We start from the raw sequence: 1,082 nt of genomic DNA on the forward strand, positions 1-1,082 counted from the left end.
AGATCGCTGATTTTTTGAAGGTATGGTCATCATCCAGTGCGTGTCACCACGGCTACGACTTGGTTGTTCGAGGTGCCCTCTATTCAACGCTGCGCATTGGACGCGAAGCCCTGCTCAGATGCTGGCCGTTGGAGCCCATCAGCCAATGTCTGGAGCGATTACGCACACTGCCCGAACACGTCTACAACCAGATGGTCATGGGCTGAAAAACGTGGGGATACCTCAGTTCCAGGATCCTTGGAAAGTGGTGAGTCCTCAAGCCTGGCATGGACCTGTATCGTGCTTTCCCCGGCGCGCCCATCGCCTGTTTTCGCTCGAAACGTCCAAAGGCCAGGCGTGCCCTCCTTGCCCAGATCGGCGCTGTAGCAATGCTTGACGCCTCGGTAGTCGGGATACTTGTGGCTCGACACCTCCTGTCCGGATGCGTCGAGCACCGTCAACACCAAGCCACGCACGTCGGTATCGGCAAGATCGGTCGCGACGCATACCTGGTGATCGTGCTTACTATCGGTCAGGAACTGGATGGTCTGCTGGCGTGCGATTGAATGAGACGGCTGGGCATCCCACAGAAATTCGATATAGACACTCTTATCCGCTGCACTTGCCACGCACGAAATAGTTGCTAATGCTAGAAAAGTCCAAGGAGTTCTCTTCATAGATATCCAGATCCTCAAATACAGCAGTTACGCTGGCTGCGCGACCCGTCACGCACATCCAGACGATCTCGTTCAAAGAGACGGTCAAGGACGGACGTGGGGCTGCGACGTAATACCTGGGCAGGTAAGCAGGTTGCGATGTACCGATAACTTATAGCTGCACTTTAGGAACGGATCGGAATTGATCCTGCGAATCCTTTGCGCCATCTGCGAAGCAGGGGCTCGCAATAAGTACCGGTGATTCGTAACTAAGGCGCGCCCAACACTAGAATCGCTGGTCGCGCCCACCGGTAGTTGAATCAAGATTGCCCAGCTACCGATTCTTGCGCTGTCTCAGGCAGAGCCGGGATCTGAGGTATCCCCACGTTTTTCAGCCCATGACCATCTGGTTGTAGACGTGTTCGGGCAGTGTGCGTAATCGCTCCA

The 1,082-nt window shown here is 55.1% G+C and carries 2 pseudogenes; one reads left to right on the forward strand and one right to left on the reverse strand.

The features are described from left to right. Nucleotides 1-77: 77 nt before the first annotated feature. Nucleotides 78-206: pseudogene (locus tag XpopCFBP1817_RS21990) on the forward strand (IS4 family transposase); the annotation flags it as partial. A gap of 18 nt (nucleotides 207-224) precedes the next feature. Here XpopCFBP1817_RS21990 and XpopCFBP1817_RS20835 read toward each other — a convergent pair. After that, nucleotides 225-656, reverse strand: a pseudogene (locus tag XpopCFBP1817_RS20835) (hypothetical protein); the annotation flags it as partial. Between the last annotated feature and the right edge of the window lie 426 nt (nucleotides 657-1,082).

The sequence above is a fragment of the Xanthomonas populi genome, from assembly GCF_002940065.1.
GTDB classification, from domain to species: Bacteria; Pseudomonadota; Gammaproteobacteria; order Xanthomonadales; family Xanthomonadaceae; genus Xanthomonas; species Xanthomonas populi.